This is a genomic window from Caballeronia sp. GAWG2-1 (assembly GCF_023631405.1).
GTDB lineage: Bacteria > Pseudomonadota > Gammaproteobacteria > Burkholderiales > Burkholderiaceae > Caballeronia.
This window is the reverse complement of the sequence record NZ_JALQDD010000022.1, coordinates 185097-208816: the sequence shown is the minus strand read 5'-3', so window position 1 is coordinate 208816 and position 23720 is coordinate 185097. Positions and strand designations below refer to the sequence as shown.

Sequence of the window (23720 nt, the reverse complement as noted above, 5' to 3'; positions counted from 1 at the left end):
AATCGGCCGGAATGCGGGCCTGTGCGCCAGGTTTAAAAAACGCGATCAACGTAACCCCATGAACCGATTCGAGAAACAGATGCTGAACCAGAGCGTCGGTAGCCGTCGCTTATCGACGGCTACCGACGGAATCCTTCGTGAGTTTTAGCCCTTTTGCTTTTCGCGCAGCCTACGCAGCCGGGCGCCAAGCGCATCTTCGGTCAGACGACCCATCATGGTTCCGTCTTTCTGTACGGTATCGGCTTTATAGATAAGGGCAGATACGGTCGCCTTCTTGGTCTGGTACTGCTCGATGCGACCAGTGAATGGAGGGGCCTCATCCAGCGCCATTCCCTTGAGCTGTAGCCATACTTCCTTGGTGGCATCAGAGGCCGCCGCCGTAATGGCTGCCGCAATTAAATGATCCAGATCGTGTAGTCTTTTTTTCCCCAAGAGGGAGACACGCCGACCATGGTTAGACGCCGGTTGCACTGCGACCTCTGCCTGTGAACCAGATTGAGTTTTTTGCTCCTCCTCTGCCGCGGCTAATAATCTTAAAGCAGCCAACTCGTCGTCTACGGAGACCGTGAAAGGGTGCTGGTTAGAGCCGGGAGGGTAAATATGCCGCATAAACTCCAGCAGCTTGGGAACATTCCAAGAGGCTTCGCCAGTAGCATTGCACCACTTCAGGAATTCATTCGATACGATCTCATCAAGAGGCATGAGCCCGCCGCGCGCATCATCGCGATATTCGTCCAGCAATCGACTCGCGAACTGCAATTGACGCAGGGTCGCGGGCATATCGGGGTCATCAAGCTGGCGTACATCGCTTCCCTCGCCGGGGATCTCCGTGCATTTGTCGGAAGGTGGGATGACGCCCGTGACCAACAGAACCCCTTCTGCTGGCGTCCAGTATGGGCGCTTATTTATGTACCATTCAACCCGCTCAAGAAACTTCACTCGTTTGTGGGCTGACTGACTGCGTTTTTTCTGAACGTCGGCGCTCATCCTGGGCAGTTGCAGTAGTGGCAAAGGCCGTAGCCTACCGTATCCCGGTGATCCAGATGGATCTTCGCTGACCGAATCCGGTTACACAGCGGTTACACGGGCGCCAAAAACACAAAAGGGTTACAGGCAAATCGCCTGTAACCCTTTGATATTCCTGGTGGAGAGGAGGAGGATCGAACTCCCGACCTTCGCATTGCGAACGCGACGCTCTCCCAGCTGAGCTACCCCCCCAACGAAGTAAAAGTGTATCACAAGCATCTCGACGAAACGCAAGCCCGAGCCGCCACCAGCTTACTTCTGCGGCGCTCCCGCCAGCACCCACGCGACCACGGTCTTGATGTCCGCATCGTTCATCGAAGGATGCGAAGGCATCGGTATCGATCCCCACACGCCTGCGCCACCCTTCTTCACTTTCACTTCAAGCTTCGCGCTCGCGGATGCATCGCCCTTGTATTTGTCCGCCACTTGTTGAAACGACGGCCCAACGAGTTTGCGATCCACCGCGTGACATCCCATGCACGCATTGCTGCGCGCAATCGCCATCGCATTGGCGGCGAGTATAGGCTGATCCGCCGCATGAACCAACGCCGACACACTCAAAAGCAAACCAGCCACGACACAACCACGCAGTCGCATCATCACTTACCCACTGGCGCCGGAGCCGCACTTCCCGGATGAACATCCGAATTCTTGACGGGCGCGGGCGTCTGCTGATCCAGCGGACGCGATGTCACCGATGAATCCGGCACCGTCCCAACCGTGGCCTCAGGCGCCGGGGCACTCGCCGCCGAGACGCCGCTCGCATCCGATGCCGCCGCCGCCTCCAGCGCCTTGGCTTCTTCCGGCTTGATGTACTGAAACACTTTCACCACTTGTTCGACGCCCGGCACGCGCGCGGCGACATCCGCGCCATGCGCGCCTTCATCCGGCGTGACGAGGCCCATCAAATACACAATGCTCCGCTCGCACACGACCTTGTAGTAGTTCGCGCGCAAGTCCTTCTCGCCGACCATCGCGGTCTTCACGCGTCCTTCGAGGTACGAGTCGTTGGCGCGCGAGGAAATCGAACTCGCGCCCTGCACCGACAGTTCATTGACGATGCTGCCCACGTTGTTGATGTCGTGCACGACAGACTCGGCCTTCTGCTTCGAGGCATCGTCGGGTACTTCGCCCGTCAAGAGCACGCGCCGGTTGAACACGGTGACATTGACATGCGCCGTGTCGGGCACGCTCTCGTTAATCCGCGATAACGCCTTCACCTGGATCTCGCGATCTTCGGTCTGCGCGCCGAGCGTGCGGCGATCGGTGGCGATCAAGGTGCCGCCGCCCATCGCACCGACCACCGCGAGCGCACAGCCCTGCAGTGTCAACGCAACACCCGACAACATGCTCACCACCAACGTGGCGTTAGCCAGCGTCGCCTTCACGCGTGTCTTGTTCATCAACTCGTTTTCCCCTTTGTGTTCAGTCGTCGCCCAGCAGCATCGCGTCGATGCCGTCGCTCAGGCAGTGAATGGTCAACAGATGGACTTCCTGAATACGCGCCGTCCGCTCGGAAGGCACGCAGATATGTATGTCGGTGTCGATGAGCACCTCGGATATCACGCCGCCGCCCTTGCCCGTCAGCGCAATCACGATCATCTCGCGTTCGTGCGCTTCCTGAATCGCCGCGAGCACGTTTACCGAGTTGCCCGACGTGCTGATGGCAAGCAGGACATCGCCCGCATGTCCCAACGCACGAACCTGCTGCGAGAAGATCTGTTCGAAGGCGTAGTCGTTGCCGACTGCCGTGAGTATCGATGTATCGGTCGTCAGCGCAATGGCCGGCAATGCGGGACGCTCGCGCTCGAAGCGGCCGATGAGTTGCGCGGCAAAACGTTGCGCGTCGGCGGCCGAACCGCCGTTGCCGCACGTGAGAATCTTGGAGCCGTTGGCGAGCGCGCTGAACAGCGTGTCGACTGCCGCCGCGATCGGGACCGCCAGCACATCGAGTGCTTCGAGCGTGAGCGCCGCGCTGTCGCGGAATTGCTGTTGAATGCGTTCGACTGACATCGACTCTCGATTATCTGCCGCGGCGGCGGCGGTTGTTGCGTGTGAATGCTGCGCAGTTTACCGCATGCATGCCGCGGCACACCTCAACATCAAGTGCCGTCGGCACGAAATGCATCCGTCACCCAGCGAATGCGTCCCGCATCGAAGGCGATCACGTCGAAGCGGCACGCGGGCAACGCGCCGCGCCACTTCGTCAGATAAAACTGCGCGGCGCGCACGATCCTCTCGCGCTTTCTGGCATCGACGCTCGCGGCGGCATCCGCGAACCGGCGGCTCGCGCGCGCCCTGACTTCGACGAACACGAGCGCGCCGCGTTCATCGGACATGACGAGATCGATCTCGCCGCCACGGCAACGCACGTTGCGCGCGACGAGCTTCATGCGCTGCCTTTGCAGGTACTCGAGCGCGCGCGCTTCGAAAACATCGCCGAGCGATTTGGACACAGGCACTCCTCAAAAGTTGTCGAGCGTTAAGCGCGTGCACGCGTGGCAAAATGGCAGTCTTTCCTTCGACGCCCGCGCTCATGCTTCAGATCTCCGAATTAGCCGACGGGCAGCACTATCCGACGGGCGCGCTCTATGTGGTCGCCACGCCGATCGGCAATACGGCGGACATCACAGTGCGCGCGCTGCACGTGCTCGGTCTTGTCGATCGCATCGCCGCCGAAGACACGCGCAACACGTCGCAACTGCTCACGCGCTACGGCATCTCGAAGCCGTCGATCGCCGTGCACGAACATAACGAACGCAGCGCCGCCGAACGCGTGATCGAGCATCTGAAGAACGGCGAGCGCATCGCGTGCGTGTCGGACGCGGGCACGCCCGGCATTTCGGACCCAGGCGCACGTCTCGTCGATGCCGTGCGCAACGCGGGCTTTCCCGTCATCCCCTTGCCGGGCGCAAGCGCGCTCACCACTGCGTTGAGCGCGGCCGGCGCGTGGGTCAGCGGCTTCTCGTTCATCGGCTTCCTGCCGTCGAAACCCAAACAACGCGCCGCGCAACTGCGCACGCTGAGCAAGCATTCAATGGCGCTCGTGTTTTACGAGGCGCCGCATCGCATCGTGGAAACAGTACGCGCGCTCGGTGAAGCGCTCGGCGGCGGGCGGCAAATGCTGATTGCACGCGAATTGACGAAGTTACACGAGAGCCTTCATCGCTGCACCCTGGCCGAAGGGCCAACGTGGCTCGAAGCAGATGCCAACCGGCAACGCGGAGAATTCGTGCTCGTGGTGCAGGGCGCACCGGAGGAAGAAGCATCGGACGACGTCAACGACGAGCTGCTCACCACGCTGCTCGAAGAGTTGTCGGTGAAGAGCGCGGCGCGCATCGCGGCAACGCTCTCGGGCGCATCGCGCAACGTCTTGTACGAACGCGCGTTGATACTCAGCAAACGCTCGGAAGAATGAAAAAAGGCCGTCGCGATGACGGCCTTTTCATGGATCAGACGCAGGTTCAGTTCACGCCGTCATCCGCCAGCGACTGCGATTGCTCGCGAGCCGCCCGCGCTTCCTGCTGCGTCAGTCCTTCGATCTTCACCTTTTGCGTGCCGCTGCTGCTCATGTCCAGCGCCGATGCAGCCGCATACGAAAGATCGATCACGCGGCCACGCACGTAAGGTCCGCGATCGTTGATCTTAACCACCACCGTCTTGTGATTCGCTTCGTTCGTCACGCGCACCCATGATGCCAGCGGCAGCGTGCGATGAGCGGCGGTCATCGCATTCATGTTGAATTTCTCGCCGCTCGCCGTCTTGCGGCCGTGGAACAGGCGACCGTACCAGGAAGCCTTGCCCTGTTGCTCGAATTCGCCGACGTTCGGACCGCTGGTAATCGGCTGCGCGTTGGCTAGCGACTCGCCCTGTGCTTGCTTCGGAGCAGGCACGGAGCTCAGGTTGTTGTCGAAAGCGAGCGGTGCGGTGGAGCGGGCACTCGTCGTGCTAGCGGTAGCTGTTGTCTGAGGATTGGACGCGATGTCGCCCGAACCCGGCGCGGCGCAGCCAGCCAGTACTGCGACGGCTAGCAAGCTACCGACATGTCGAAGATATCGAGCATTCATAGGCGTGTGTTCATTGGTTGTAGAGCGGCCGCGCCGCGCTCAAAGCGCGCGCAAGACTGCTCGAAAGGCAAGCCGTGCAAAACAGGACGCCGTTCGAACCAGCGAACGGCGAACTGATGCTCGAATGCGGCGTACTCTTGCCGCAAAGCCCGGTTATTGTTCACGTCTGGCGCAGCCTGTCCCCGGCAGCCTGACCAGACCCCACGTGCCGCCATCGAACATGACAACGGTTCGCGCGCTATGAGACGTTGTTTCAGCGCAGGAACGGCGGCGTAGGCCCCATCCGGTGCGACGGCAGCTAAGGCCGTCTGACAGACGCGCGGCGCCTGACCGGACAAGACGTGTGCACCAAATGACGGTGCTTGAGTTGCAGTTACGAGGCTTTCAGCCCCCAACAGCGTACTGATAACAATTGTAAAAACGCACTAGCGTTCAGACTTTTGTCCATTGACGGCATGGTCAAAGCCATGCGCAAGTGGCGTCATTATACAAAAAAACGGGGGTCCGGCTCCTCCGACTGCATATTTCGTCATTGATTTTCGCTATGACCGTAAGAATTGCAGCTCTGGAAGCGGCCTCCGGGCCTTTATAGAGGCTGACGCGAGCGTGATCCGGCACCGGTACAATGCACCTTTTTACACGCGACTTCGTCCCGGTGAGAGTCTTATGAAAGTCATTCTTGTGCCCGTGACGCCGTTCCAGCAAAACTGCACCATTGTAATCTGCGAGACGACGCAGCGCGCCGCCGTGGTCGACCCCGGCGGCGACATCGAGCGCATCATTGCCGAGGTCGAGCGGCAAGGCGCGAAGGTCGAAAAAGTGCTGCTGACGCATGGTCATCTAGATCACTGCGGCGGCGCGAAGGCACTCGCGGAACACTACGGCGTCACCATAGAAGGACCGCATCGGGAAGACGCGTTCTGGATCGACCAGTTACCCGCGCAATCCAAGCGCTTCGGTTTTTCGGATGCCGAAGCCTTCACGCCCGAGCGATGGCTCGAAGACGGCGACACCGTGCGGTTCGGCGAGGAAAGCATGGAAGTCTATTTTTGCCCCGGTCATACGCCCGGACACGTGGTGTTCTTCAGCCGCGAGCATCGGCTGGCGCTCGTCGGCGATGTGCTGTTTGCCGGCTCCATCGGTCGCACCGATTTTCCGCGCGGCAATCACGCCGAACTGATCCGCTCCATCCGCGAGAAGCTCTGGCCGCTCGGCGACGACGTGACCTTCGTGCCGGGCCACGGACCTGCATCGACACTTGGCGAGGAACGCCGCTCCAATCCCTATGTGGGCGACGGAGTGAGCGCATGAACGCCATTCCCGAAATCTATGTCAGCACGGATGTCGAAGCCGACGGTCCCATTCCCGGTCCGCACTCGATGCTGAGTTTCGCGTCGGCCGCGTTCACCGCGGACAAACAGCTCGTCAGCACGTTCTCGGCGAATCTGGAAACGCTCGAAGGCGCGGCGCCGCATCCTGTTCAAGCGGCATGGTGGAAGACGCAGCCTGAGGCTTGGGCCGCGTGCCGTATCGATCTGCAGAAGCCCGAAGTCGCGCTCGTCAAGTACGTCGAATGGGTGGAGGCCCTGCCCGGCAAACCTGTGTTCGTGGCTTATCCGGCAGGCTTCGACTTCACCTATATGTTCTGGTACATGATGCGCTTCGCCGAACGCTGTCCTTTTTCGTGGTCCGCGCTCGACATCAAGACGCTGGCTTTTGCGATAACGGGCTTGCCGTATCGGAAGGCGATCAAACCGCGTCTGCCCAAGCACTGGTTCGACGACCTGCCGCATACGCATGTCGCGCTCGATGACGCTATCGAGCAGGGCGCGCTCTTTTGCAACATGCTGGCGGAGCTTCGTGCCTCGCAGGCCGCCACACAAGCCACTGCGGGCGAAACTGAAAGCATCGTCGAAGGTAAAAACGCGCCGACAGGCCGGTGAGTTAGGGAAACTACCTCAGTGCAGCCGCTTTGCATTGCGTTTCTTTTTCTGCGCCTCTAACATTAGGTCAGATCGCGACCGAATGGAGGCGCAGTTGACTCTAGATACATTCTCACAAAAAATCCTGCGTCTCCTGCAACTCGACGCGCGGCGGTCTGTTCAGGAAATTTCGGATCAGGTCGGGCTTTCGAGTACGCCCTGCTGGCGCCGTATCAAGGACATGGAGCAGTCCGGCGTCATCCAGCGTTACACCGCCCTCCTCGACCGGGAGAAGCTCGGCCTGCACGTCTGCGCGCTCGCGCATATTCATTTGACGCGGCACACCGAGGGCGGCGTCGAACAGTTCGAGCGCGAGATCGCCACCTGTCCGGAAGTGACCGAGTGCTACAGCACCACGGGCGAATCCGACTACATTCTCAAGATCGTGGCGCCCGACATCAAGTCATACGACGCGTTCCTGCACGAGCGCATCTTCAAGATTCCGGCCGTGGCGCAGGTTCGCACGAGCGTCGTGCTGCGCGAAATCAAGTTCGATACGCAACTGCCACTCTGAACATCAAGGTCGAACGGGCGCGTCACGCGTCGTTCGAAGCGCATGGGTTACGCGTAACTCGTGCGCGCCAAGCTTTCGCTTGAGGGCATCGATATCGATTCGGGCAAGGCGCGCCGCCGCGTCTTCGCCTAATTGATCTGGCAAATGCGCTGGCAAAACAATATCGATATCGAAGCCGCTGCTCAAGTAATGCAGATTCAATTCCTCTATTGGCAAGCTCTCTGCGCCGAAAGCGGCGCGCACGGCGTCCATTGCAGTGGACCGCAACGGGAAATCGCCGGGCAGCGGGTTGAGCGCGTCGCTTTCCGGATCGACGTGGATGAGCGCATCAATCACGCGCGGATCGGTCATTACGTGCGCACGCGCCGATTCGGCAATGAAATGCCCCTCCGAAACCGAAATACGCGGATCGACGAGAATATGCGCGTCGACGATTGCCAGGTCGCCCATTTTCCGAGTACGTAATTCGTGGACTTCACGCACACCGGGCGTGCTTAGCAAAATGGCGCGTAAATCGGCGGCGGCGGTTTGATCGAGCGCCCGGTCCGACAAATCCTGGAGCGCATCCCACGCGAAACTCCAGCCCATTTTGCCGACCATGAAACCGACCAGTGCGGCGGCAATCGGATCGAAAAATTTAAGTCCTGCGAGACTGCCGATAATTCCAAGCGCCACGACGAGTGACGAAGCGGCGTCCGAACGTGCATGCCAGGCGTTGGCCACGAGTAATGCCGAGCGCACGCGTTCTGCCGCGCGCAGCATATATCTGAACAAGGCTTCTTTCGATACGAGGACAATTAACGCAACCACCAGCGCGCTGGCGTGAACGGGGGGAATATCGTCCAGGTTTAGAACTCGCGTGCCGGCGCGCCATAACATTCCCGCACCGACTGCAATCAACAATCCGCCGAGGAATAACGACGCTACCGTTTCATAACGGCTATGACCATAGTTGTGATCGTGATCCGGCGCTGCCGCCGAACGATGGTTGGCAATCAGAACGATGAAATCGGAAACCAGATCGGATAGCGAATGGACGCCGTCCGCAAGCAGCGCTTGAGAATGGGCAATAAAACCTACGGTCAGTTGCGCCGTGCTTAAAACGCAGTTGAGCGCAATGCTGGTCCAGGTAGTCGTCCGCGCAACGTCCTGCTTTTCCTTGGCACGAGCCGTCGAAAGCGACATGTAATTTGCCTTGAGCGAAACATGTATGTCGATAAATCTTAACGCCGTGCCTGGCTTCACGCTTTCAATGCGCTCTTCGCTCGGGGAAATAGCACAGACGGCGATTAATACGTGCCGTTACGCGTGCGAACTCGCTAGTCGGAAAAAAAGCCGCGTTCTAAGCGCGGCTCTTTTCACTGAAATCTGGCCCGACTTATCTGCCGATCAGAAAGCTATCGCGGTCCTGTCCCGCAATCCACTTCGGCGGCTTACCGCGGCCCGACCACGTGCTACCGCTTTCCGGGTCACGGTATTTCGGTGCAACGCCGTTACGGGCACGAGATGCCTTCGGAGCCTTAGCGCCGCGACCACCGGCTAGTTCCTGAAGCGTGATGCCGTAATCCGCCATTTTCTGCTTGATCTCATTGAGCACTTCGGCGTATTCACGCGACTTCGCTTCTTCAATCTGACGTTCCAGAGACTCGCGCTGCGCGAGAAGTTCCTTGTATGAAGGCATGGCAATTTCCTGAGTGGTTTGCTGAATTACGAGTCTGTCGCCCGCTTTACGTTTTCGATAAAGCCTCGGATGGCACGCAGATTAACACATATCGGATTAAGGCGGCATGTGCGCATTGCCACTTAAATTGAGTTTCAGCGGCTTTCCTCGTAACAATGGGCCGTCTGTTCGCTTCTTGCCCGTAGCACCTCTCGGGAAAGTAGTAGGGAATATACGTCGTTAATCGTGAAAAATTGGCGCGCAATGAAATGCCGTCGACGTTCTTTGGGCAAATATTTCACCGGATGACAGTTTAGATGCAGCCGTTCCTCATAGTAAGCTGTCTTTTTGCCATCCGGTTAATGAATGCTGCCTAGCTTTGCCGCTCGATGCAATCGATTAGCGCGGTCCTCAATTCGTCCCCGTTAAGTTTCGGCTTATCGAAGGTAAAACGATTGCGTGTGCCGTCGCGCAGCAAATCGCATCCGTAACGGTCTATCCCTAATAATGCAAGATTCGCCGGCCGAGCGTTATAAGCATCGAAAATCTTGCAGAGCGCGACTTCATCGGCGGAAGAAACCGGCTCCAGATCATCCAAATCTTCTGCGCGCAGCCATCCCATTGCACCAAAACCGCCAATAAATCGCATTCGTTCCAGCGACATCAGCCAGAACGAGAAATCACCCAACTCCAGATAACGCCCCGCGTCCGGGTGATATCGCAAATAACGACGCGACAGTTCTTCATATTGCGCAAGCGGCGCGGGCGCGAATGTACCGAGCATGGTCAATCGCTGTCCTTCGAGAACGCGCCCTTCCGCCGCGTGAGTAATCAGAAAACCGGCCCGTCCGTCTGCCTGAAGATTGCGTGTATGTTCGGCGAGCTGGCTGATCAACAACATTGGCGTATGGTGAGCGGTCGGCGCGAAAGGCAACGCGGTTGGATAAGGAAAACCGCGTGGGTCTCGCGACTGCGTGGCGAGCGTGCCTTCTGGCATGCGATGCAGCAAATGCAAAGGCGCTTGCGACGGGATATGCATGAATCTCCTTTTTGATTATTCGAGTTTGATGCGACCGATGGTAAAGCACGGGCATCGAGCGTGTCTGCTAGCCGTTCGATAGAATCGAAAGCTCCCGCGAAATGAGGCAATCTGCAAGGTTGTCCTGCGTTCGCATCACTCTTTCAAACTTTTCGTTCGTGTCCGACTCGACCTCTCTTTCCGCCTCCCGCGAGTCAAATCCGATGCAAGCCTTGCATCGCAGCCTCCCGGCCGCCGCCCGCAAGCGCGCCCGCTATTCGACGATGGCCGTGTTCTTCATCGCCGGCATGATGTACGCCTCGTGGGGCGTGCATGTGCCGACCGTGCGCGACAAGTTCGCGCTCAGTCCCGGCATGCTGTCGTTCGCACTCTTCGCCGTCGCTGGCGGCTCGATCTTCGCCATGCTCACAGCCGGTCCGTGGATCGCGCGAGCCGGCACGCGCATGGCCTGCATGGCGGGCGGCCTCACCATGATGTGCTGCGGCGCGCTGATTCTAGTCGTCCCGGCTTTCTGGATGCTGCTCATCGTGCTGGCGTTTTTCGGCTTCGGCATGGCCACACTCGATGTCGCCATGAACGCCGAGGCCAGCGCCGTCGAAGAAGCGCTCGAGCGCCCGATCATGTCGTCGCTGCATGGCATGTTCAGCGTGGGCGGCATGGCGGGCGCGGCGGTCGGCGGCGCGTTGCTCGCGCACGGTCTTGCGCCTGCCGCGCATCTCGCTCTTGTCTCGGGCGTCAGTCTGATCGTCTTGCTCGTGTCGATGCCCTACGTGCTGCCGCACGTGGCACATCACGATGAACACGCGAAATCGTCGTCGTCGAATCGCTGGCGCTCGGGCGCGCTCTGGGCGCTGGGCGGCATGGCGCTCGTTGCGTTGATCGCGGAGGGCGCCATGTACGACTGGGCCACCGTGTATATGCGCGACGTCGTGCTGGCCACGCCCTCGGTCGCAAGCGGCGCTTATGCCGCGTTCTCGGGCGGCATGGCGGCCGGTCGCTTTGGCGGCGATGCCGTGCGCGCTCGCTTCGGCGCGCCGCAATTGATCTTCGGCAGCGCGGGACTCGCGTTTATCGGCATGGTGATGGCGCTCGTCGTGCCGAACGCGGTTGTGACCCTAACCGGCTTCACACTGATGGGCCTCGGCCTCGCCAACATGATGCCGGTGCTCTTCGCGGCCGCGGCGCGCGTGGAGGGCGTGACGGCGGCGGAAGGGCTCGCGCAGGTCGCGGGCCTCGCCTATTTCGGCTTGCTGCTCGGACCGGTGCTGATTGGCGGCGTCGCGCAAATCAGCACATTGCCCATCGGGTTGTGCGTGGTTGCGGCTTGCTGCGCCTTGATCGCGCTGATCGGACCGAAGATCCTCAAGCGCCTCAAGATATAAAAAAACGCGCGGACCTTTGAAGTCCGCGCGTTTCTTGGAGCCGAAGGCCCGCCGTCATTACATCTTGACGACGTCCAGCAAGCTCTTCTTGCCCTTCTTGTAGTCGTACAGCGAGATCACGCCGTGCTTCAGGTCGCCCTTCGAATCGAAGGTCGTCTCGCCGATCACGCCCTTGTAGTCCGTGTTCGGCATGGCGGCAACGATCTTCGCCGGATCGGTCGAGTTTGCGCGCTTCATCGCGTCGACGATGATATACACCGCGTCATACGTGAACGGCGCGTAGATCTGGATAGGCTGACCGAAGCGCTTCTGGAACTTCGCCGCGAACGCCTGGCCGCCTTCCATCTTTTCGAGCGCCATGCCGGCTTCCGAGCACACGATGTTGTCGGTTGCGTCGCCAGCCAGGTCGGCCAGCTTTTCCGTGCAGACGCCGTCGCCTGCGAGAACCTTCGCGCGCAGGCCGAGCTGCTTGGCTTGCTTCGCAAACGGGCCGCCGGTTGCGTCCATGCCGCCGTACATCACCGCGTCGGGGTTCTCACCCTTGATCTTCGTCAGAATCGCGCGGAAGTCGACTGCCTTGTCGTTGGTCGCATCGTGCGAAATGACCTTCAGGCCAAGTGCCTTCGCGGTCTTTTCGAACTCGTTGGCGAGACCCTGACCGTAGGCGGTCGAGTCGTCCACCACGGCGACGCTCTTCACCTTCAATTGCTTCGCGGCGTAGTTGGCGAGCGCCGGGCCTTGTTGAGCATCGGTCGCGACGACGCGATACGTCGTCTTGAAGCCTTGCTGCGTGTAGGTCGGGTTCGTGGCCGACGGCGAAATCTGAACGATGCTCGCGTCGCTGTAAATCTTCGATGCCGGGATGGACGTACCGGAGTTCAAGTGACCGACGACGCCGACAACCTTGTCGTCGACCAGCTTCTGTGCAACCTGAGTAGCGGTACGCGGGTCGGCCGCGTCATCCTGCGCGTCGAGTTCCAGCGTGACCTTCTGGCCGCCGATGGTGAGACCCTTCGCGTTGATTTCCTCGACTGCGAGCCGCGCGCCGTTTTCGTTATCCTTGCCCAGGTGAGCAATGCCGCCGGTCAGCGGAGCGACGTGACCGATCTTGACGACCTGGTCGGCTGCTGCGGATGTTGCCAACGTAGCGAACAGCACGGCTGCAGCGCTGATCGGCAACAGTTTGTGAAGCTTGGTGTTCATGTAAGTCTCCAGTTTCGGTCCCAAAAACAACGTAATCGCCCTGTGCCCCGTCTTTCATCACGATCGCTCAGTCCCGTGGACGACCACGCCGGATGCATCGTCATGCACTTGGCAAGTCCTTCTGGCTGGCCATTTTTGGCGGCCGCCATCCGCACTGCGCGCAAGTGTAGGGGTGTCAAATTAAATTAGGGAAGTTTTTTAAGATACTGGTGTGACTACCGATTAAAGGCCAGTTGAGAAGCGCGGGCGTTTGTGGTGGCGTTCCGTGAAGACGCCCTGTTCATGCGGGTTTCCAAGGGGCGGACGTGTGCCGGTTTAGCGCGCTTCAAGAGCGGCGGCCGTTTGCCGATAATCCCGCGCGCTCGCTTCATTAGCCTGTTTTTAAAGCCGCTAACTCGCCAAGTGTTTAGACCAGCCGCTCTAAAAATCTTTTTTCCGTCAAAGGTCATGCCAGCGCGGCCCGGACGCGCTCAGGCGTCTGAAAGGGAAAGCTGGCAAACTCACTCGCCAACGCGGTCCGAGGCTGGCGAATCAACGCACACAGCCGCCTCAAACGCGCATGTTCAATCGAGCTAAAGGAGCAACGACATGACCATTTCCACCACTTCCCGCTGGATCGACATTCCCGCTGATGGCGGCAGCTTCCAGGGCTATCTCGCCCTGCCAAAGATGGGCACCGGACCCGCTGTGATCATCCTGCAGGAAATCTTCGGCGTGAACGCGCATATTCGCAGCGTCGCCGATCAATATGCGGCAGATGGCTACGTGGCGCTCGCACCGGACGTTTTCTGGCGCACGCAACCACGCGTGGAGTTGGGTTACGACGGCGCGGATCGCGAAAAGGCGATGGAACTGCTGCAAAAGACCAATCTCGATGCAGCCGTCGGCGACGTCGGCGCGGCCGCCCAGGCATTGCGCGCGTTGCCCGAAGTGACGGGCAAGGTGGCGGCCATCGGCTTCTGCTTCGGCGGACGCCTCGCTTATCTGGCGGCGGCGCAAGGTTCGGTCGATCTCGCCGTGGCCTATTACGGTGGCGGCATTCAGAATCAGCTCGATCAGGCCGACAAAATCAAATCACCGATTCAATTCCATTACGGCGAACTAGACGCGCATATTCCTTCCGATGCAGTCGCCAGCGTGCGCGACCGTTTTGCGGGCCGTTCGGATTCGGAACTCTATCTTTATCAGGGCGCCGATCATGGCTTCAATTGCGGCGATCGCGCTTCGTATAACGCGAAGGCATCGGCGCTGGCGCACGGTCGCACCTTGACGTTCCTCGGCGAATATCTGGTCTGAATATAATTCGTTCGACGGCGCGTAATGTTCGCGCCTGAAAAGACAAAACCCGGCTTGACGGCATTAGAGCCGTACCGGGTTTCGATCAGCGGCGGACGTGCTGATTAAAGCGCATCCGCCCGCCGCGCCTAAACCAGCGCCGGCAGTCCTTCCACGAGCAGGAACGCAACCAGCACGCCCAAGAGCGCGCCGAATACGCGCAAGGCATTGTTCTTGAAATGCGTTGCGCAGGGAATGGCGCCGAGGAACAAGGCGCCAGCGAGCGCCATCGGGATAATCAGAATGAAATCGCCGATTGTGAAGTAAGTCGTCATGGTGCGTCTCCCTTCTTCCAGCTTCAAGCTCTTGTCGCGGCGCGCTCGAGATAATTCGTCGCGTCGACGCTTTGAGTATAGGCCGGTCGAATCGCCGTGTCGGCCTATATTCGTGCGCCTGAAAACTATTGCAATGCACCAAGCTAATTGAAACAAGGCTTTGCAAACGGAATTATTAAGTAGACGCGGAAAAACCCTTAGTTCCCTCATATTTTCAACGGGCTTTCAAAATCGCCTCAGCGGAATAATGACGATTAAGCACTCCGCTCGCGCACATTCAGATAAACCGCGCCCGCCATTCCGACCAGCAGCAAAGCGCCGATCAGCGAAGCCACGCCAGGCCACCCGAACGCCGTCCAGAAATGGCCGCCGTACGAGCCGATCAAGCTCGATCCAAGGTAATAAGCAAGCAGATAGAGCGCCGCCGCTTGTCCTTTTGCCTGCGCGGCGAGTCGTCCGACCCAGCCGCTCGCCACTGAATGCCCGGCAAAGAAGCCGAACGTCAGGCAGGCAATTCCGCCGATGATCACCGGCAACGAACCCGAAAGCGTCATCGCGATGCCGAGCATCATCAAAAGCAAACTCGCAATTAGCACGCGCCCGCGCCCGAATACATCCGCGAGTTTGCCCGACCACGGCGATGCGACCACGCCGGTGAGATAAACCGTGAAAATCGCGCCGATTTGCGTCTGATTGAGCGAGAACGGCGCGCCGAGCAGCCGATAACCCACGTAGTTGTAGAGCGTGACGAAACTGCCCATCAGCACGAAGCCGATGAGAAACAGAAACGGCAATCCGCCGTGGCGCAAATGTCCGGCAAGCGAGCGTCGATGATGGTGGAACCCAACGCCGCGTCGCGGCTTGAAGCGCCGCGATGGCGGCAGCAACGAACGGAATGCCAGCGTCGCGAAAAGCCCGAGCAGCCCGATTCCTCCAATCGCAATACGCCAGCCGAACAGATCGGCGAGGATGCCGCTGATCACGCGCCCCGCCATGCCGCCTATCGCGGTGCCGCCGACGTAGAGCCCCATCGCAAGGCCCAGGCCTTCGGGATGCACCTCTTCCGCGAGATATGCCATTGCCACGGCCGGCACGCCGCCGAGCGCGAAGCCTTCCAGCGCGCGCACGATCAATAGCGCGTGCCAGTTCGGCAGCGCGGCGACGATCATGGTGAGAACGGACGATGCGAGCAGCGACATCGTCATCAAGCGGTGGCGGCTCCAGCTCTCCGAAACGAATCCGGCGATGAAAATCGCCACTGCCAGCGCCGCCGTGCTCACCGAGACCGAAAGCGCACTCACCGCCGGGCTTACGCCGAACGCCTTGGTGAACTCCGGCAGCAGCGGCTGCACGCAATAGAGCAGCGAGAACGTGGCATAGCCCGCGAACAACAAGGCCAGCGCCGCGCGCCAGTAAGCGCGCGAGCCGCGCTCGAGATAGGGAATGGAATCAGCTTCAGTTTCGGTGCGCTGCGGCGCCGGCGATGCATTCACAACCAGGGTCTCCGTGTCGACCAGAGAGGATTATTCTGATCTGGTTCAAAGTTGTCGGCCCACGTTCGGCGGCCCAAAACCGCTAAAGATACGCCGATCCTTAGGGTTTTGCCCGATACAGAAATCGGTCACATGTGCCGCAGGACACAACTTAATGCCGAAAAACGTCATCCAATGGCAACAAATGATATCGGCAGGCATCGCGCTCACGCGCCGCGATGCGCTAAAGTAAGGACACAATCGTTCATGGAAGCCGTGTGTGCTGCGCGTCGCGCAACAATGACGCGGCAGGTTGTCTGGTGCACGAGCCGTGAAAAGCCTGTGCTTGGTGAAAATATTTGACCGGCGTTTTATCCTCAGCCGGCACGGAAACGGGGATTCATCATGCAAATCGGTTCGATTGTCCGCTCCGTCCATATTGCCGTGCCTCAGGGCGCACGCGGCATCGTGATGCGAATTTTGGGCGACATGGCTATGGTCGCGTGGTACGCGGGCGAGCCCGGCGTCACTCAACTGCTCAACACGGAGCCGTTCTTTCTCGAAGATCTGATCGATACGGGCGAGATCGTGCGCCCAGCGAACACGGTCGTCCACTGAAGGAACGCTGACCGGCGCGCGGCCGGCGAGCCAGTTGTCCGCGCGCGGGGCACAATGCCGGAATGAACTCAACTCATTCCGATACCCCCGGCGCGCCCGCGCCGAGCGAAGCCCCGCCTTTTGCCGGCCTCGCGCCCGAGCGTGTGCTCGACGCGCTCGACAGCGTGCTGATCCCCGTTGGCAAGCGCACTGACGGCCGCCTGCTGGCGCTCAACAGCTACGAAAACCGCGTCTACCAGGCGGGTCTCGAAGACGGGCCGCCGATCGTCGCGAAGTTTTATCGTCCCGGGCGATGGTCGAATGCCGCGATTCTCGAAGAGCACGCCTTCGTCGCCACGTTGACGGAGCGCGAGATTCCAGCGGTTCCGGCACTTTCGCTGGAAGGCGCGACGCTCCATGAATTCGAAGGCTTTCGCTTCTCCGTATTCGAACGGCGCGGCGGCCGCGCGCCGGATCTCGACGGCCGCGACACGCTCGAATGGCTCGGGCGCTTCATCGGGCGCATTCATGCGGTGGGCGGCATTCAACCGTATCGCGAACGGCCCACACTCGATATTCAAACGTTTGGTTACGAGCCGCGCGAGTTTCTGCTGACGCATCGCTTCGTGCCCGACGACGTCCGCGAGGCCTACGAGCGCGTCGTGGACATGGCGCTCGAAGGCGTCGCGCAATGTTTCGAGCGCGCGGGCGACGTGCGCCATCTGCGACTGCACGGCGATTGCCATCCGAGCAACGTGCTCTGGACCGATGCCGGTCCGCATTTCGTCGATTTCGACGACAGCCGCATGGGCCCGGCCGTTCAGGACCTCTGGCTGCTGCTGCCGGGCGACCGCGCGGAGGCATCGCGCGCGCTTGCCGATCTGCTCGCCGGATACGAAGACTTCTGCGATTTCGACTCGCGCGAGCTGCATCTGATCGAAGCGCTGCGCACCTTGCGGCTGATTCACTACGCGGCCTGGCTCGCGCGCCGCTGGAACGATCCCGCGTTTCCCGCCGCCTTTCCGTGGTTCAACACGCAGCGTTACTGGGAAGAACGCATCCTCGAACTGCGGGAGCAAGTCGGCGCGATGCAGGAAGGCCCGCTCTGGCCGGTCTGAAATATTTCGTTAGAAATGATCGTGTTAGTCAGTCGAAAAACGTTGAGTTAGGTTTTTCGACATGTAATGATAACGATTCTCATCTGATTGCCTCTTCGTTGCCTCTCGCCGACGCCGCGTTTGAACGCGTGTCTAGCCGACTGCGGCGAGGCTTTGCCCGAACCAGACCCACTTCCGGAGAGACGCGTGAACGCGCCCGATACACTGAATCCGCAGCCATCCGCGACGAGCGGCGCTTCCTACCGGCCGCATCGGCTTATTGACGATGCCGAGCAGTTCGTCCGCAAAAATCGGTCGCGCCGTTCGGTTTTTCTCAAATGGCTGCGTAAGGTGCACGGTTGGATCGGCTTGTGGGGCGCGTTACTCGGCTTGCTGTTCGGCACGACGGGTTTCCTGTTGAATCACCGCGCGCCGCCGCTGCGTATCTCGACAGGCGAACCGCAGGTTTCGCAGATGCAGATGCCTTTGCCCGCCGAAGGATTCAAGTCGCCGCGCGACATGGGGACGTGGCTCAAGAAGGAATTGAAGATCGACGGTCAGCTTGGCCGCACGCGTCGCGAGCCCGCGCATCCGGTCGGCTGGGGCGACAAGAGCACGATGCAGCCGGAGCAGTGGTCGGTGGCACTGGCCACGCCACGCGGCAACGTGCAGGCGGAATACTGGGTGGGCAATAACTTCGTGTCGGTGAAGCGCACCGAAAACACCTTCCTCGCGATGATGACGAACCTGCACAAGGGCGTGGGTCTGAGCGTGGGCTGGGTGCTGCTCATCGATACGTTCGCGGGCAGCATCATATTGCTGTCGCTGACTGGCGTGCTGTTGTGGACCGAGCTCAACAAGCGGCGCACGGCGGGTGTGGTGATCGTCACCGTCTCGCTGATCGCGGCAATTGTTTGTGGGTTGATGTAAGGCGCTCCCTAGCGCGCTTGGTGCGTGGCCAAGCGGTTTGGATGCGCGGTGTCGCCGTTTTGCCGCGTTGCTCCGCTTTTCTCCCCATGGCCGGCCTTTGCCATGCCGGCGCGAACCACGCGCGCCGCTCTATGCCTTCCTCTTCCGCGGATTATGCCGCGTGAGCCAAAGATACAAACCGCTTCCCAGCACGACGATGGTCAGCAAATCGAACGCTGCCCAGAAAATCTTGAGCGGCATCCCGCCGAAATCGCCGAAATGCAATGGCTGCGAGCCAAGCAGCACTTTCAGATACCACGGCAATTCGCGTGAATCGGTGAGCGCGCCGGTCGATGCATCCACGAGAACCGGCCGCAGGATTCGCGTCGTGAGAATGCCGTCACCGCGCATCCACACGGCATAGTGATGCGGACTGCTGAAGCGCGTCCCCGGAAACGCCACGAACGACGGAATCATGCCGGGTGCGACGCCCTGCGCGGTCTTCACGGCGTCGTCGACGGTTGCGCGCACCGTCACCGGCGGCTGGCCATGATAAGGCGCGAGCATCTGCGCGAGCTGATCGTTACGCCAGGCATCGAGCATGAGATCGGCGAGCGTGTTGATGGAACCGGTCGCGCCAACCAATAGCGCCCACGCGAGCGTCAACATGCCGATGGCGTTATGCCAGTCGAGCCAGACGATGCGCCGCTTCTTCGCAAGCCGCACGCGCCCGAGCCCCACCTTGCGCCAGAACGGCAAATACACGACGACACCCGAGACAATCGCCGCGAGAAACATCACGCCCATCGCGCCGAGGAACAGTTTGCCGAAGAGTCCGGCGAACATATCGACGTGCAGTTTGAGCAGCACGAACTTGAGCGATCCCTTTCCCGGCGGCATGCCGAGCGGCCTCGCGGTGCGTGCATCGACGGTGGTGCTTAGCGTGTCGTCGGGCGGTGTATCGGCGCGAGGCGCGGTGACGATGACAGGCAAAAGCGGTTCGTCCGGCTCCCAGATCATGTACTGCGCAACGTGGCCGGAATGCTCCCTCAGCGCGGCGTGCAAGACCGCGTCGTAACTCGCGCGCGCATTCGCCTGCGATGCGGGCAGCGCAGGCGCTTCGATGGCATCGCCCGTCAGCAGGTCGAGTTGGTGACCGAAGACGAGCGGCAGGCCCGTCAGACAGAGCAGCAACATGAACGCCGTGCAGATGAGACTCGTCCAGCGATGCACCACGGACCACCCGCGTAACGCACGGTGGCTCATGTGACGCTGCCCGGTTTTGGCGGACGCGGGTTGTGGCGGCGCATCCGCTTGCGCGATTGCGCGGCGGGCATCGCCGGTCAAGGGTTTGCCGGGCATTCGGTGCGGATTGGAAATAGTTCGATGGCCTGTCCGCGCAGGCTTGGCGCATCAAAATAGGCCGCGCGGATGAGAACGACGATTATAGGCCGCACGCAATGCGGGCCTGAGCTTGCGAATTCGGGGTCGCCAAACTCAAACGCCACACACCTCGCCACTTCCCGCGACTTCCCGCGCGGCCTTTGCGCCTTCCACCTTCAGCAACTCCGGCAAGGACACGCCGTTCTTCGCCGCCGTGACTTCCGCGAGAATCGACACCGCGATCTCGGGCGGCGTGCGGCTGCCGATATAAATGCCCACCGGCCCGTGCAGTCGCGCGAGTTCGGCTTCGTTGAGATCGAACTCCTTCAGGCGCTCGCGCCGCGCGGCGTTGTTGCGCCGCGATCCCAGCGCGCCGACATAGAAGGCAGGCGTTTTCAGCGCTTCCATCAGCGCGAGATCGTCGAGCTTCGGATCGTGCGTCAGCGCGATGACCGCGCAGCGTTCGTCGAGTTTCATGTCCATCACGGTATCGTCGGGCATGGTCCGCACGATGGTCGTGCCCGGCACGTTCCACTCGTCCGTGTATTCCACGCGCGGATCGCAGACGGTGACCTGATAATCCAGCCCCACCGCGATGCTGCACAGATAGCGCGACAACTGCCCCGCGCCGATCACCAGCATGCGATAGCGCGGCCCGTGGATGGTGAGCAGCGTGGCGTCGTCGAAGAGCACGCCATCGGTAGCTTGCGCCGGTTCGAGACGCGCGCGGCCGGTCGCCATGTCGAGCGTGCGCGCGACGAGCCGCCCGCTTTCCACCGCCGCGCACAGTTCCGCGATGCCGCTGTCCTTCGTCAACGGCTCCAGCACGAGCTGAATCGTGCCGCCGCACGGCAAGCCGAAGCGATGCGCTTCTTCCGCGCTGATGCCGTACTTCACCGCTTCCGGCTTCGTCTGCTCGATACCGCGTTGCCGCACGCGCTCGATCAGATCGTCTTCTATACACCCGCCCGACACCGATCCGACCACGTGGCCGTCGGCGCGCACGGCGAGCATGGCGCCTTCCGGGCGCGGCGACGAGCCCCACGTCTTCACCACCGTGACGAGCAATGCGCGATGACCTTCATCGAGCCATCGCGCGCTGTTTTTCAAGACTTCGAGATCCACGCTGTCCATGATTTCTTTCCCTGTTCCTGCCCTGCGTCGCCGCCGTTTTCAGCGTCCGCCGATTCATTCGCCGGTCCACTTGCGCCCTGCAATTGCGCGCTGAAGCGCTTGAAGAACTCGCCCGCGATTTTGCGCGCCGCGCCATCCACGAGCCGCGAGCCGATCTGCGCCAGCTTGCCACCCACCTGCGCATTCGCGCTGTAAGTGAGCCTGGTGGTGTCGGCGGTCTCGCCCGGTTCCAGGTTCACCGTCGCGCTGCCCTTGCTGAAACCGGCCGCGCCGCCCTGCCCTGCCCTTCGAACACGATGGTGTACGTCTTCGGCGCGTCGATATTCGTCAGTTCCATGCGGCCCTTGAAGCGCGCCTTGACCGGGCCGACCGCCGCCGTCATCGCGACCGCATACGCATTCTCGCCTTCCGCGTCGATGCTGTCGCAGCCGGGGATACAAAGTTTCAGAATCTCCGTGTCGTTGAGCGCTTCCCACGCCCGCGCCTGGGGCACCGGCAAGACATGCGTTTCGGACAGTTCCATTTTTCGTCTCCCTGAAACTCACGGGACGCGACGCGCGCCTGAATCGTGCCGGCCGTGCGCCGCCGCCAGTTCCCGTCCGACAGCGGTGAGACTGTCGAGATTGTGGGCCGCGAGCATCGCATCGACGTGCGGCAGGATCGCGCGCACGCCTCGGGCGCGCGGCGTGAAATCGGCGAATCTAAGAAGCGGATTGAGCCACACCAGCCGATGCGCGAAACGATGCAGCCGCGCAATTTCGGTTTCGAGCACGTCGATGGCCTCGTGATCCAGGCCGTCGGTGACGAGAAGAACGGTCGCGCGACCTGCAAGCACGCGGCGCGCCCAGCGTCGATTGAACTCGGCGAGCGCCCCGCCAATGCGCGTTCCGCCCGACCAGTCGGCGACCTGAAGCCCGAGCGCGGCAATCGCGACGTCCGGATCGCGCTCACGCAACGCGCGCGTGGCGTTGGTCAGACGCGTGCCGAACAGAAACACCTGCAAGCGCTCGCGCGATTGCAAAAGCGCGTGGCAGAAGTACAGAACGGCGCGCGAATATGCGCTCATCGAGCCGGATATGTCGAGCAACAAGACGAGCGGCGGCCGGCGTTCCACGACGGCGCGGTATTTCCACACGGTCCAGTCGCCGCCTGAACGAACCGCGTGACGTGCGCTCGCCTTCAGGTCGGCATGCGTGCCGCGCGAAGCCGCCTTGAGCCTGCGCGTCGGTTCGCTAGCAAGCGGCAGCCGATGCGCGCGAATCTGATGCCGCAGCGTGCGCCATTCGTCGGCGCTCAGGGTATCGAAATCGCGCTGGCTCAGGCGTTCCCGCGCGCTGAACGAGAAGCGCGCGTGCGCTTCCGGGGTCGCGCCTTCCCGCTTCGTTTCAGCCGATGACACCGCGCGCGTGGCGAGCGCATCGGCGAGACGGTTGTTGCGTTTGGGCGGCGGCATGCCGTTCGTCACTTTCGGCAGCAACAGCATGCGCAGCTTGCCTTCCCAGTCGGGATCGCGCCAAAAGAGATCGAAGGCCGCGTCGAAGATGCCGCGCTCGTCGCTCGCGTGAACCAGCAGACACGCGAGCGTCGCGTGCACGTCGTCGCGACGGCGCAGATCGATGAAGCGCAGCGCGTCGATGGCATCGACGGCATGCGCGGGCGACATGCCGAGGCCCGCGCCGCGCAGCAGCCTGACGAAGTGCACGACGTTGCGCGCGATGGTTTCCATCGCTAAGACCGCGCCGCCGAAAGACATTGCGCGAGCGTGTCGGCGTCCATGCGCGCGAGGTCGTCCTGATACTTCAACAGCACGCCGAGCGTGTCGCGCACCGACTGCGGGTCCAGTTCCGACACCGACAACGCCGCGAGCGCGCGGCACCAGTCGATGGTTTCCGCGACGCCCGGCGCCTTGAACAGATCCAGCGTGCGCAACTCGTGCACGAAGCCGACCGCTCGCGCCTGCAAGTCGCGGCTCGCTTCCGGCGCGCGGGCCGCGACGATCTCGAGCTCGACATCGCGCGCGGGATAGCCGATCCACTGATAAAGACAGCGGCGCTTGAGCGCATCGTGTACTTCGCGCGTGCGGTTCGAGGTCATCACGACGAGAGGCGGATGCGTGGCGCGCACCGTGCCGTACTCGGGAATCGACACCTGAAAGTCCGACAGCAGTTCGAGCAGGAACGCTTCGAACGGCTCGTCGGCGCGATCGATTTCATCGATGAGCAACACGCGCCGCGCGTTCGCGTTCGAAGGATCGGGCAGCAGCGCCTGAAGCAACGGACGCTTCAACAGAAACTCGCCGCGATACAGCGAATCGTTCGAGGTTGTTTCACCCGATGCTTCCGCGAGCCGCAGCGCCATGATCTGACGCGGATAGTCCCATTCGTAGAGCGCGCTCGCCGTATCGAGACCTTCGTAGCATTGCAGGCGCAAGAGCGTCGTGCCGCACAGACCCGCCGCCGCTTTCGCGAGTTCGGTCTTGCCGACGCCCGGTTCGCCTTCGAGAAAGAGCGGCCGCTGCATTTTCAGCGCGAGAAAAAGCGCCGTCGCGAGCTCGCGGTTCGCGAAGTATTGATGCTCGCGCAGTCGCGCGAGCGTCTCGTCGATGGAATCCGGCTCGTTCGGCATCATGGGAAGGCGCGGCGGAC

At 61.2% G+C, this 23720-nt stretch carries 25 protein-coding genes, 1 tRNA gene and 1 pseudogene; 9 read left to right on the top strand and 18 right to left on the bottom strand.

Annotated features, from left to right (window positions below; all coding sequences use genetic code 11):
- Positions 1 to 144: 144 nt before the first annotated feature.
- From NCR98_RS13960 to NCR98_RS13935, 6 genes are all read right to left on the bottom strand, one after another.
- Complete coding sequence (locus NCR98_RS13960) at positions 145 to 987, bottom strand: hypothetical protein (RefSeq protein ID WP_250526442.1); 843 nt, start codon at positions 985 to 987, stop codon at positions 145 to 147.
- A gap of 155 nt (positions 988 to 1142) precedes the next feature.
- A tRNA-Ala gene (locus NCR98_RS13955) sits at positions 1143 to 1218 on the bottom strand.
- Between the two features lie 60 nt (positions 1219 to 1278).
- Positions 1279 to 1623 carry a c-type cytochrome gene (locus NCR98_RS13950; RefSeq protein WP_250526451.1) on the bottom strand — a complete coding sequence of 115 codons (345 nt, stop codon included), beginning with the start codon at positions 1621 to 1623 and terminating at the stop codon, positions 1279 to 1281.
- A 2-nt stretch (positions 1624 to 1625) separates the two neighbouring features.
- Positions 1626 to 2429 carry a BON domain-containing protein gene (locus NCR98_RS13945; protein ID WP_244826698.1) on the bottom strand — a complete coding sequence of 268 codons (804 nt, stop codon included), beginning with the start codon at positions 2427 to 2429 and terminating at the stop codon, positions 1626 to 1628.
- Between the two features lie 22 nt (positions 2430 to 2451).
- Complete coding sequence (locus NCR98_RS13940) at positions 2452 to 3039, bottom strand: phosphoheptose isomerase (RefSeq protein ID WP_244826697.1); 588 nt, start codon at positions 3037 to 3039, stop codon at positions 2452 to 2454.
- An 89-nt stretch (positions 3040 to 3128) separates the two neighbouring features.
- Positions 3129 to 3488, bottom strand: a complete 360-nt coding sequence (locus tag NCR98_RS13935; protein WP_244826696.1) for a YraN family protein — start codon at positions 3486 to 3488, stop codon at positions 3129 to 3131.
- A gap of 74 nt (positions 3489 to 3562) precedes the next feature.
- Between NCR98_RS13935 and rsmI the strand changes: the two genes are divergently transcribed.
- Complete coding sequence (gene rsmI / locus NCR98_RS13930; RefSeq protein ID WP_250526450.1) at positions 3563 to 4444, top strand: 16S rRNA (cytidine(1402)-2'-O)-methyltransferase; 882 nt, start codon at positions 3563 to 3565, stop codon at positions 4442 to 4444.
- A gap of 46 nt (positions 4445 to 4490) precedes the next feature.
- On the opposite strand, the gene NCR98_RS13925 is transcribed toward rsmI, so the two are convergent.
- A complete protein-coding gene (locus NCR98_RS13925; protein ID WP_250492881.1) occupies positions 4491 to 5093 on the bottom strand; it encodes a septal ring lytic transglycosylase RlpA family protein in 603 nt (200 codons plus the stop codon).
- Positions 5094 to 5759: 666 nt separating this feature from the next.
- Here NCR98_RS13925 and NCR98_RS13920 point away from each other — a divergent pair.
- The 3 genes from NCR98_RS13920 (at position 5760) to NCR98_RS13910 (ending at position 7589) form a co-directional block, all read left to right on the top strand.
- Positions 5760 to 6404, top strand: a complete 645-nt coding sequence (locus tag NCR98_RS13920) for an MBL fold metallo-hydrolase (RefSeq protein WP_250509711.1) — start codon at positions 5760 to 5762, stop codon at positions 6402 to 6404.
- The gene (locus NCR98_RS13915; protein WP_250466277.1) at positions 6401 to 7036 is read left to right on the top strand and encodes a 3'-5' exonuclease family protein; all 636 of its coding nucleotides are present in this window, start codon (positions 6401 to 6403) and stop codon (positions 7034 to 7036) included. Before NCR98_RS13920 ends, NCR98_RS13915 begins: the two co-directional genes overlap by 4 nt.
- 82 nt (positions 7037 to 7118) lie before the next feature.
- The gene (locus NCR98_RS13910; RefSeq protein ID WP_244826692.1) at positions 7119 to 7589 is read left to right on the top strand and encodes an Lrp/AsnC family transcriptional regulator; all 471 of its coding nucleotides are present in this window, start codon (positions 7119 to 7121) and stop codon (positions 7587 to 7589) included.
- A 3-nt stretch (positions 7590 to 7592) separates the two neighbouring features.
- Here the strand turns inward: NCR98_RS13910 and NCR98_RS13905 are convergent, their stop codons facing one another.
- From NCR98_RS13905 to NCR98_RS13895, 3 genes are all read right to left on the bottom strand, one after another.
- Positions 7593 to 8774, bottom strand: coding sequence for a cation diffusion facilitator family transporter (locus NCR98_RS13905; protein ID WP_250466275.1), 1182 nt, complete (start codon positions 8772 to 8774; stop codon positions 7593 to 7595).
- A gap of 193 nt (positions 8775 to 8967) precedes the next feature.
- Complete coding sequence (locus tag NCR98_RS13900) at positions 8968 to 9270, bottom strand: H-NS histone family protein (RefSeq protein ID WP_250526441.1); 303 nt, start codon at positions 9268 to 9270, stop codon at positions 8968 to 8970.
- Between the two features lie 352 nt (positions 9271 to 9622).
- Positions 9623 to 10288, bottom strand: a complete 666-nt coding sequence (locus NCR98_RS13895) for a HugZ family pyridoxamine 5'-phosphate oxidase (RefSeq protein ID WP_250466273.1) — start codon at positions 10286 to 10288, stop codon at positions 9623 to 9625.
- 203 nt (positions 10289 to 10491) lie between these two features.
- On the opposite strand from NCR98_RS13895, the gene NCR98_RS13890 reads away from it, so the two are divergent.
- Positions 10492 to 11670 (top strand): MFS transporter, encoded by a 1179-nt coding sequence (locus NCR98_RS13890; RefSeq protein ID WP_250526440.1) that lies wholly within the window; start codon positions 10492 to 10494, stop codon positions 11668 to 11670.
- 57 nt (positions 11671 to 11727) lie between these two features.
- On the opposite strand, the gene NCR98_RS13885 is transcribed toward NCR98_RS13890, so the two are convergent.
- Entirely contained in the window at positions 11728 to 12873 is a 1146-nt protein-coding gene (locus tag NCR98_RS13885) for a branched-chain amino acid ABC transporter substrate-binding protein (protein ID WP_244826687.1), read from the bottom strand.
- A gap of 594 nt (positions 12874 to 13467) precedes the next feature.
- On the opposite strand from NCR98_RS13885, the gene NCR98_RS13880 reads away from it, so the two are divergent.
- Positions 13468 to 14169, top strand: a complete 702-nt coding sequence (locus NCR98_RS13880; RefSeq protein ID WP_250526449.1) for a dienelactone hydrolase family protein — start codon at positions 13468 to 13470, stop codon at positions 14167 to 14169.
- Positions 14170 to 14297: 128 nt separating this feature from the next.
- Here NCR98_RS13880 and NCR98_RS13875 read toward each other — a convergent pair whose 3' ends face one another.
- Both NCR98_RS13875 and NCR98_RS13870 read right to left on the bottom strand, forming a co-directional pair.
- Positions 14298 to 14483 (bottom strand): hypothetical protein, encoded by a 186-nt coding sequence (locus NCR98_RS13875; RefSeq protein WP_244826686.1) that lies wholly within the window; start codon positions 14481 to 14483, stop codon positions 14298 to 14300.
- Between the two features lie 254 nt (positions 14484 to 14737).
- Positions 14738 to 15976, bottom strand: a complete 1239-nt coding sequence (locus NCR98_RS13870; RefSeq protein ID WP_244826685.1) for an MFS transporter — start codon at positions 15974 to 15976, stop codon at positions 14738 to 14740.
- A 384-nt stretch (positions 15977 to 16360) separates the two neighbouring features.
- Here NCR98_RS13870 and NCR98_RS13865 point away from each other — a divergent pair, with 384 nt between their 5' ends.
- From NCR98_RS13865 to NCR98_RS13855, 3 genes are all read left to right on the top strand, one after another.
- A complete protein-coding gene (locus NCR98_RS13865; RefSeq protein ID WP_244826684.1) occupies positions 16361 to 16573 on the top strand; it encodes a hypothetical protein in 213 nt (70 codons plus the stop codon).
- Positions 16574 to 16635: 62 nt separating this feature from the next.
- Complete coding sequence (locus tag NCR98_RS13860) at positions 16636 to 17670, top strand: serine/threonine protein kinase (protein ID WP_250526439.1); 1035 nt, start codon at positions 16636 to 16638, stop codon at positions 17668 to 17670.
- Positions 17671 to 17856: 186 nt separating this feature from the next.
- Positions 17857 to 18579, top strand: a complete 723-nt coding sequence (locus NCR98_RS13855) for a PepSY-associated TM helix domain-containing protein (protein ID WP_250526438.1) — start codon at positions 17857 to 17859, stop codon at positions 18577 to 18579.
- A 129-nt stretch (positions 18580 to 18708) separates the two neighbouring features.
- Here NCR98_RS13855 and NCR98_RS13850 read toward each other — a convergent pair whose 3' ends face one another.
- The 5 genes and pseudogenes from NCR98_RS13850 to NCR98_RS13830 form a co-directional block, all read right to left on the bottom strand.
- Complete coding sequence (locus NCR98_RS13850) at positions 18709 to 19920, bottom strand: PepSY-associated TM helix domain-containing protein (protein WP_250526437.1); 1212 nt, start codon at positions 19918 to 19920, stop codon at positions 18709 to 18711.
- Positions 19921 to 20055: 135 nt separating this feature from the next.
- The gene (locus NCR98_RS13845) at positions 20056 to 21075 is read right to left on the bottom strand and encodes an XdhC family protein (RefSeq protein ID WP_250466265.1); all 1020 of its coding nucleotides are present in this window, start codon (positions 21073 to 21075) and stop codon (positions 20056 to 20058) included.
- Positions 21048 to 21598: pseudogene (locus NCR98_RS13840) on the bottom strand (SRPBCC family protein). The gene NCR98_RS13845 and the pseudogene NCR98_RS13840 overlap by 28 nt, the downstream one beginning before the upstream one ends.
- 18 nt (positions 21599 to 21616) lie before the next feature.
- Positions 21617 to 22801: a vWA domain-containing protein gene (locus NCR98_RS13835; protein ID WP_350029511.1), complete on the bottom strand. Its 1185-nt coding sequence runs from the start codon at positions 22799 to 22801 to the stop codon at positions 21617 to 21619.
- 2 nt (positions 22802 to 22803) lie between these two features.
- Entirely contained in the window at positions 22804 to 23700 is an 897-nt protein-coding gene (locus NCR98_RS13830) for an AAA family ATPase (protein ID WP_250526448.1), read from the bottom strand.
- Between the last annotated feature and the right edge of the window lie 20 nt (positions 23701 to 23720).

Bases quoted from the DNA above. Each gene is read 5' to 3' on its own strand.
- NCR98_RS13915 (WP_250466277.1), top strand. From the start codon at position 6,401: ATGAACGCCATTCCCGAAATCTATGTCAGCACGGATGTCGAAGCCGAC.
- NCR98_RS13890 (WP_250526440.1), top strand. From the start codon at position 10,492: ATGCAAGCCTTGCATCGCAGCCTCCCGGCCGCCGCCCGCAAGCGCGCC.
- NCR98_RS13830 (WP_250526448.1), bottom strand. From the start codon at position 23,700: ATGCCGAACGAGCCGGATTCCATCGACGAGACGCTCGCGCGACTGCGC.
- NCR98_RS13850 (WP_250526437.1), bottom strand. From the start codon at position 19,920: ATGCCCGGCAAACCCTTGACCGGCGATGCCCGCCGCGCAATCGCGCAA.
- NCR98_RS13895 (WP_250466273.1), bottom strand. From the start codon at position 10,288: ATGCATATCCCGTCGCAAGCGCCTTTGCATTTGCTGCATCGCATGCCA.
- NCR98_RS13945 (WP_244826698.1), bottom strand. From the start codon at position 2,429: ATGAACAAGACACGCGTGAAGGCGACGCTGGCTAACGCCACGTTGGTG.
- rsmI (WP_250526450.1), top strand. From the start codon at position 3,563: ATGCTTCAGATCTCCGAATTAGCCGACGGGCAGCACTATCCGACGGGC.
- NCR98_RS13845 (WP_250466265.1), bottom strand. From the start codon at position 21,075: ATGGACAGCGTGGATCTCGAAGTCTTGAAAAACAGCGCGCGATGGCTC.
- NCR98_RS13865 (WP_244826684.1), top strand. From the start codon at position 16,361: ATGCAAATCGGTTCGATTGTCCGCTCCGTCCATATTGCCGTGCCTCAG.
- NCR98_RS13940 (WP_244826697.1), bottom strand. From the start codon at position 3,039: ATGTCAGTCGAACGCATTCAACAGCAATTCCGCGACAGCGCGGCGCTC.
- NCR98_RS13885 (WP_244826687.1), bottom strand. From the start codon at position 12,873: ATGAACACCAAGCTTCACAAACTGTTGCCGATCAGCGCTGCAGCCGTG.
- NCR98_RS13910 (WP_244826692.1), top strand. From the start codon at position 7,119: ATGGAGGCGCAGTTGACTCTAGATACATTCTCACAAAAAATCCTGCGT.
- NCR98_RS13860 (WP_250526439.1), top strand. From the start codon at position 16,636: ATGAACTCAACTCATTCCGATACCCCCGGCGCGCCCGCGCCGAGCGAA.
- NCR98_RS13950 (WP_250526451.1), bottom strand. From the start codon at position 1,623: ATGCGACTGCGTGGTTGTGTCGTGGCTGGTTTGCTTTTGAGTGTGTCG.
- NCR98_RS13905 (WP_250466275.1), bottom strand. From the start codon at position 8,774: ATGTCGCTTTCGACGGCTCGTGCCAAGGAAAAGCAGGACGTTGCGCGG.
- NCR98_RS13960 (WP_250526442.1), bottom strand. From the start codon at position 987: ATGAGCGCCGACGTTCAGAAAAAACGCAGTCAGTCAGCCCACAAACGA.
- NCR98_RS13875 (WP_244826686.1), bottom strand. From the start codon at position 14,483: ATGACGACTTACTTCACAATCGGCGATTTCATTCTGATTATCCCGATG.
- NCR98_RS13925 (WP_250492881.1), bottom strand. From the start codon at position 5,093: ATGAATGCTCGATATCTTCGACATGTCGGTAGCTTGCTAGCCGTCGCA.
- NCR98_RS13900 (WP_250526441.1), bottom strand. From the start codon at position 9,270: ATGCCTTCATACAAGGAACTTCTCGCGCAGCGCGAGTCTCTGGAACGT.
- NCR98_RS13835 (WP_350029511.1), bottom strand. From the start codon at position 22,801: ATGGAAACCATCGCGCGCAACGTCGTGCACTTCGTCAGGCTGCTGCGC.
- NCR98_RS13920 (WP_250509711.1), top strand. From the start codon at position 5,760: ATGAAAGTCATTCTTGTGCCCGTGACGCCGTTCCAGCAAAACTGCACC.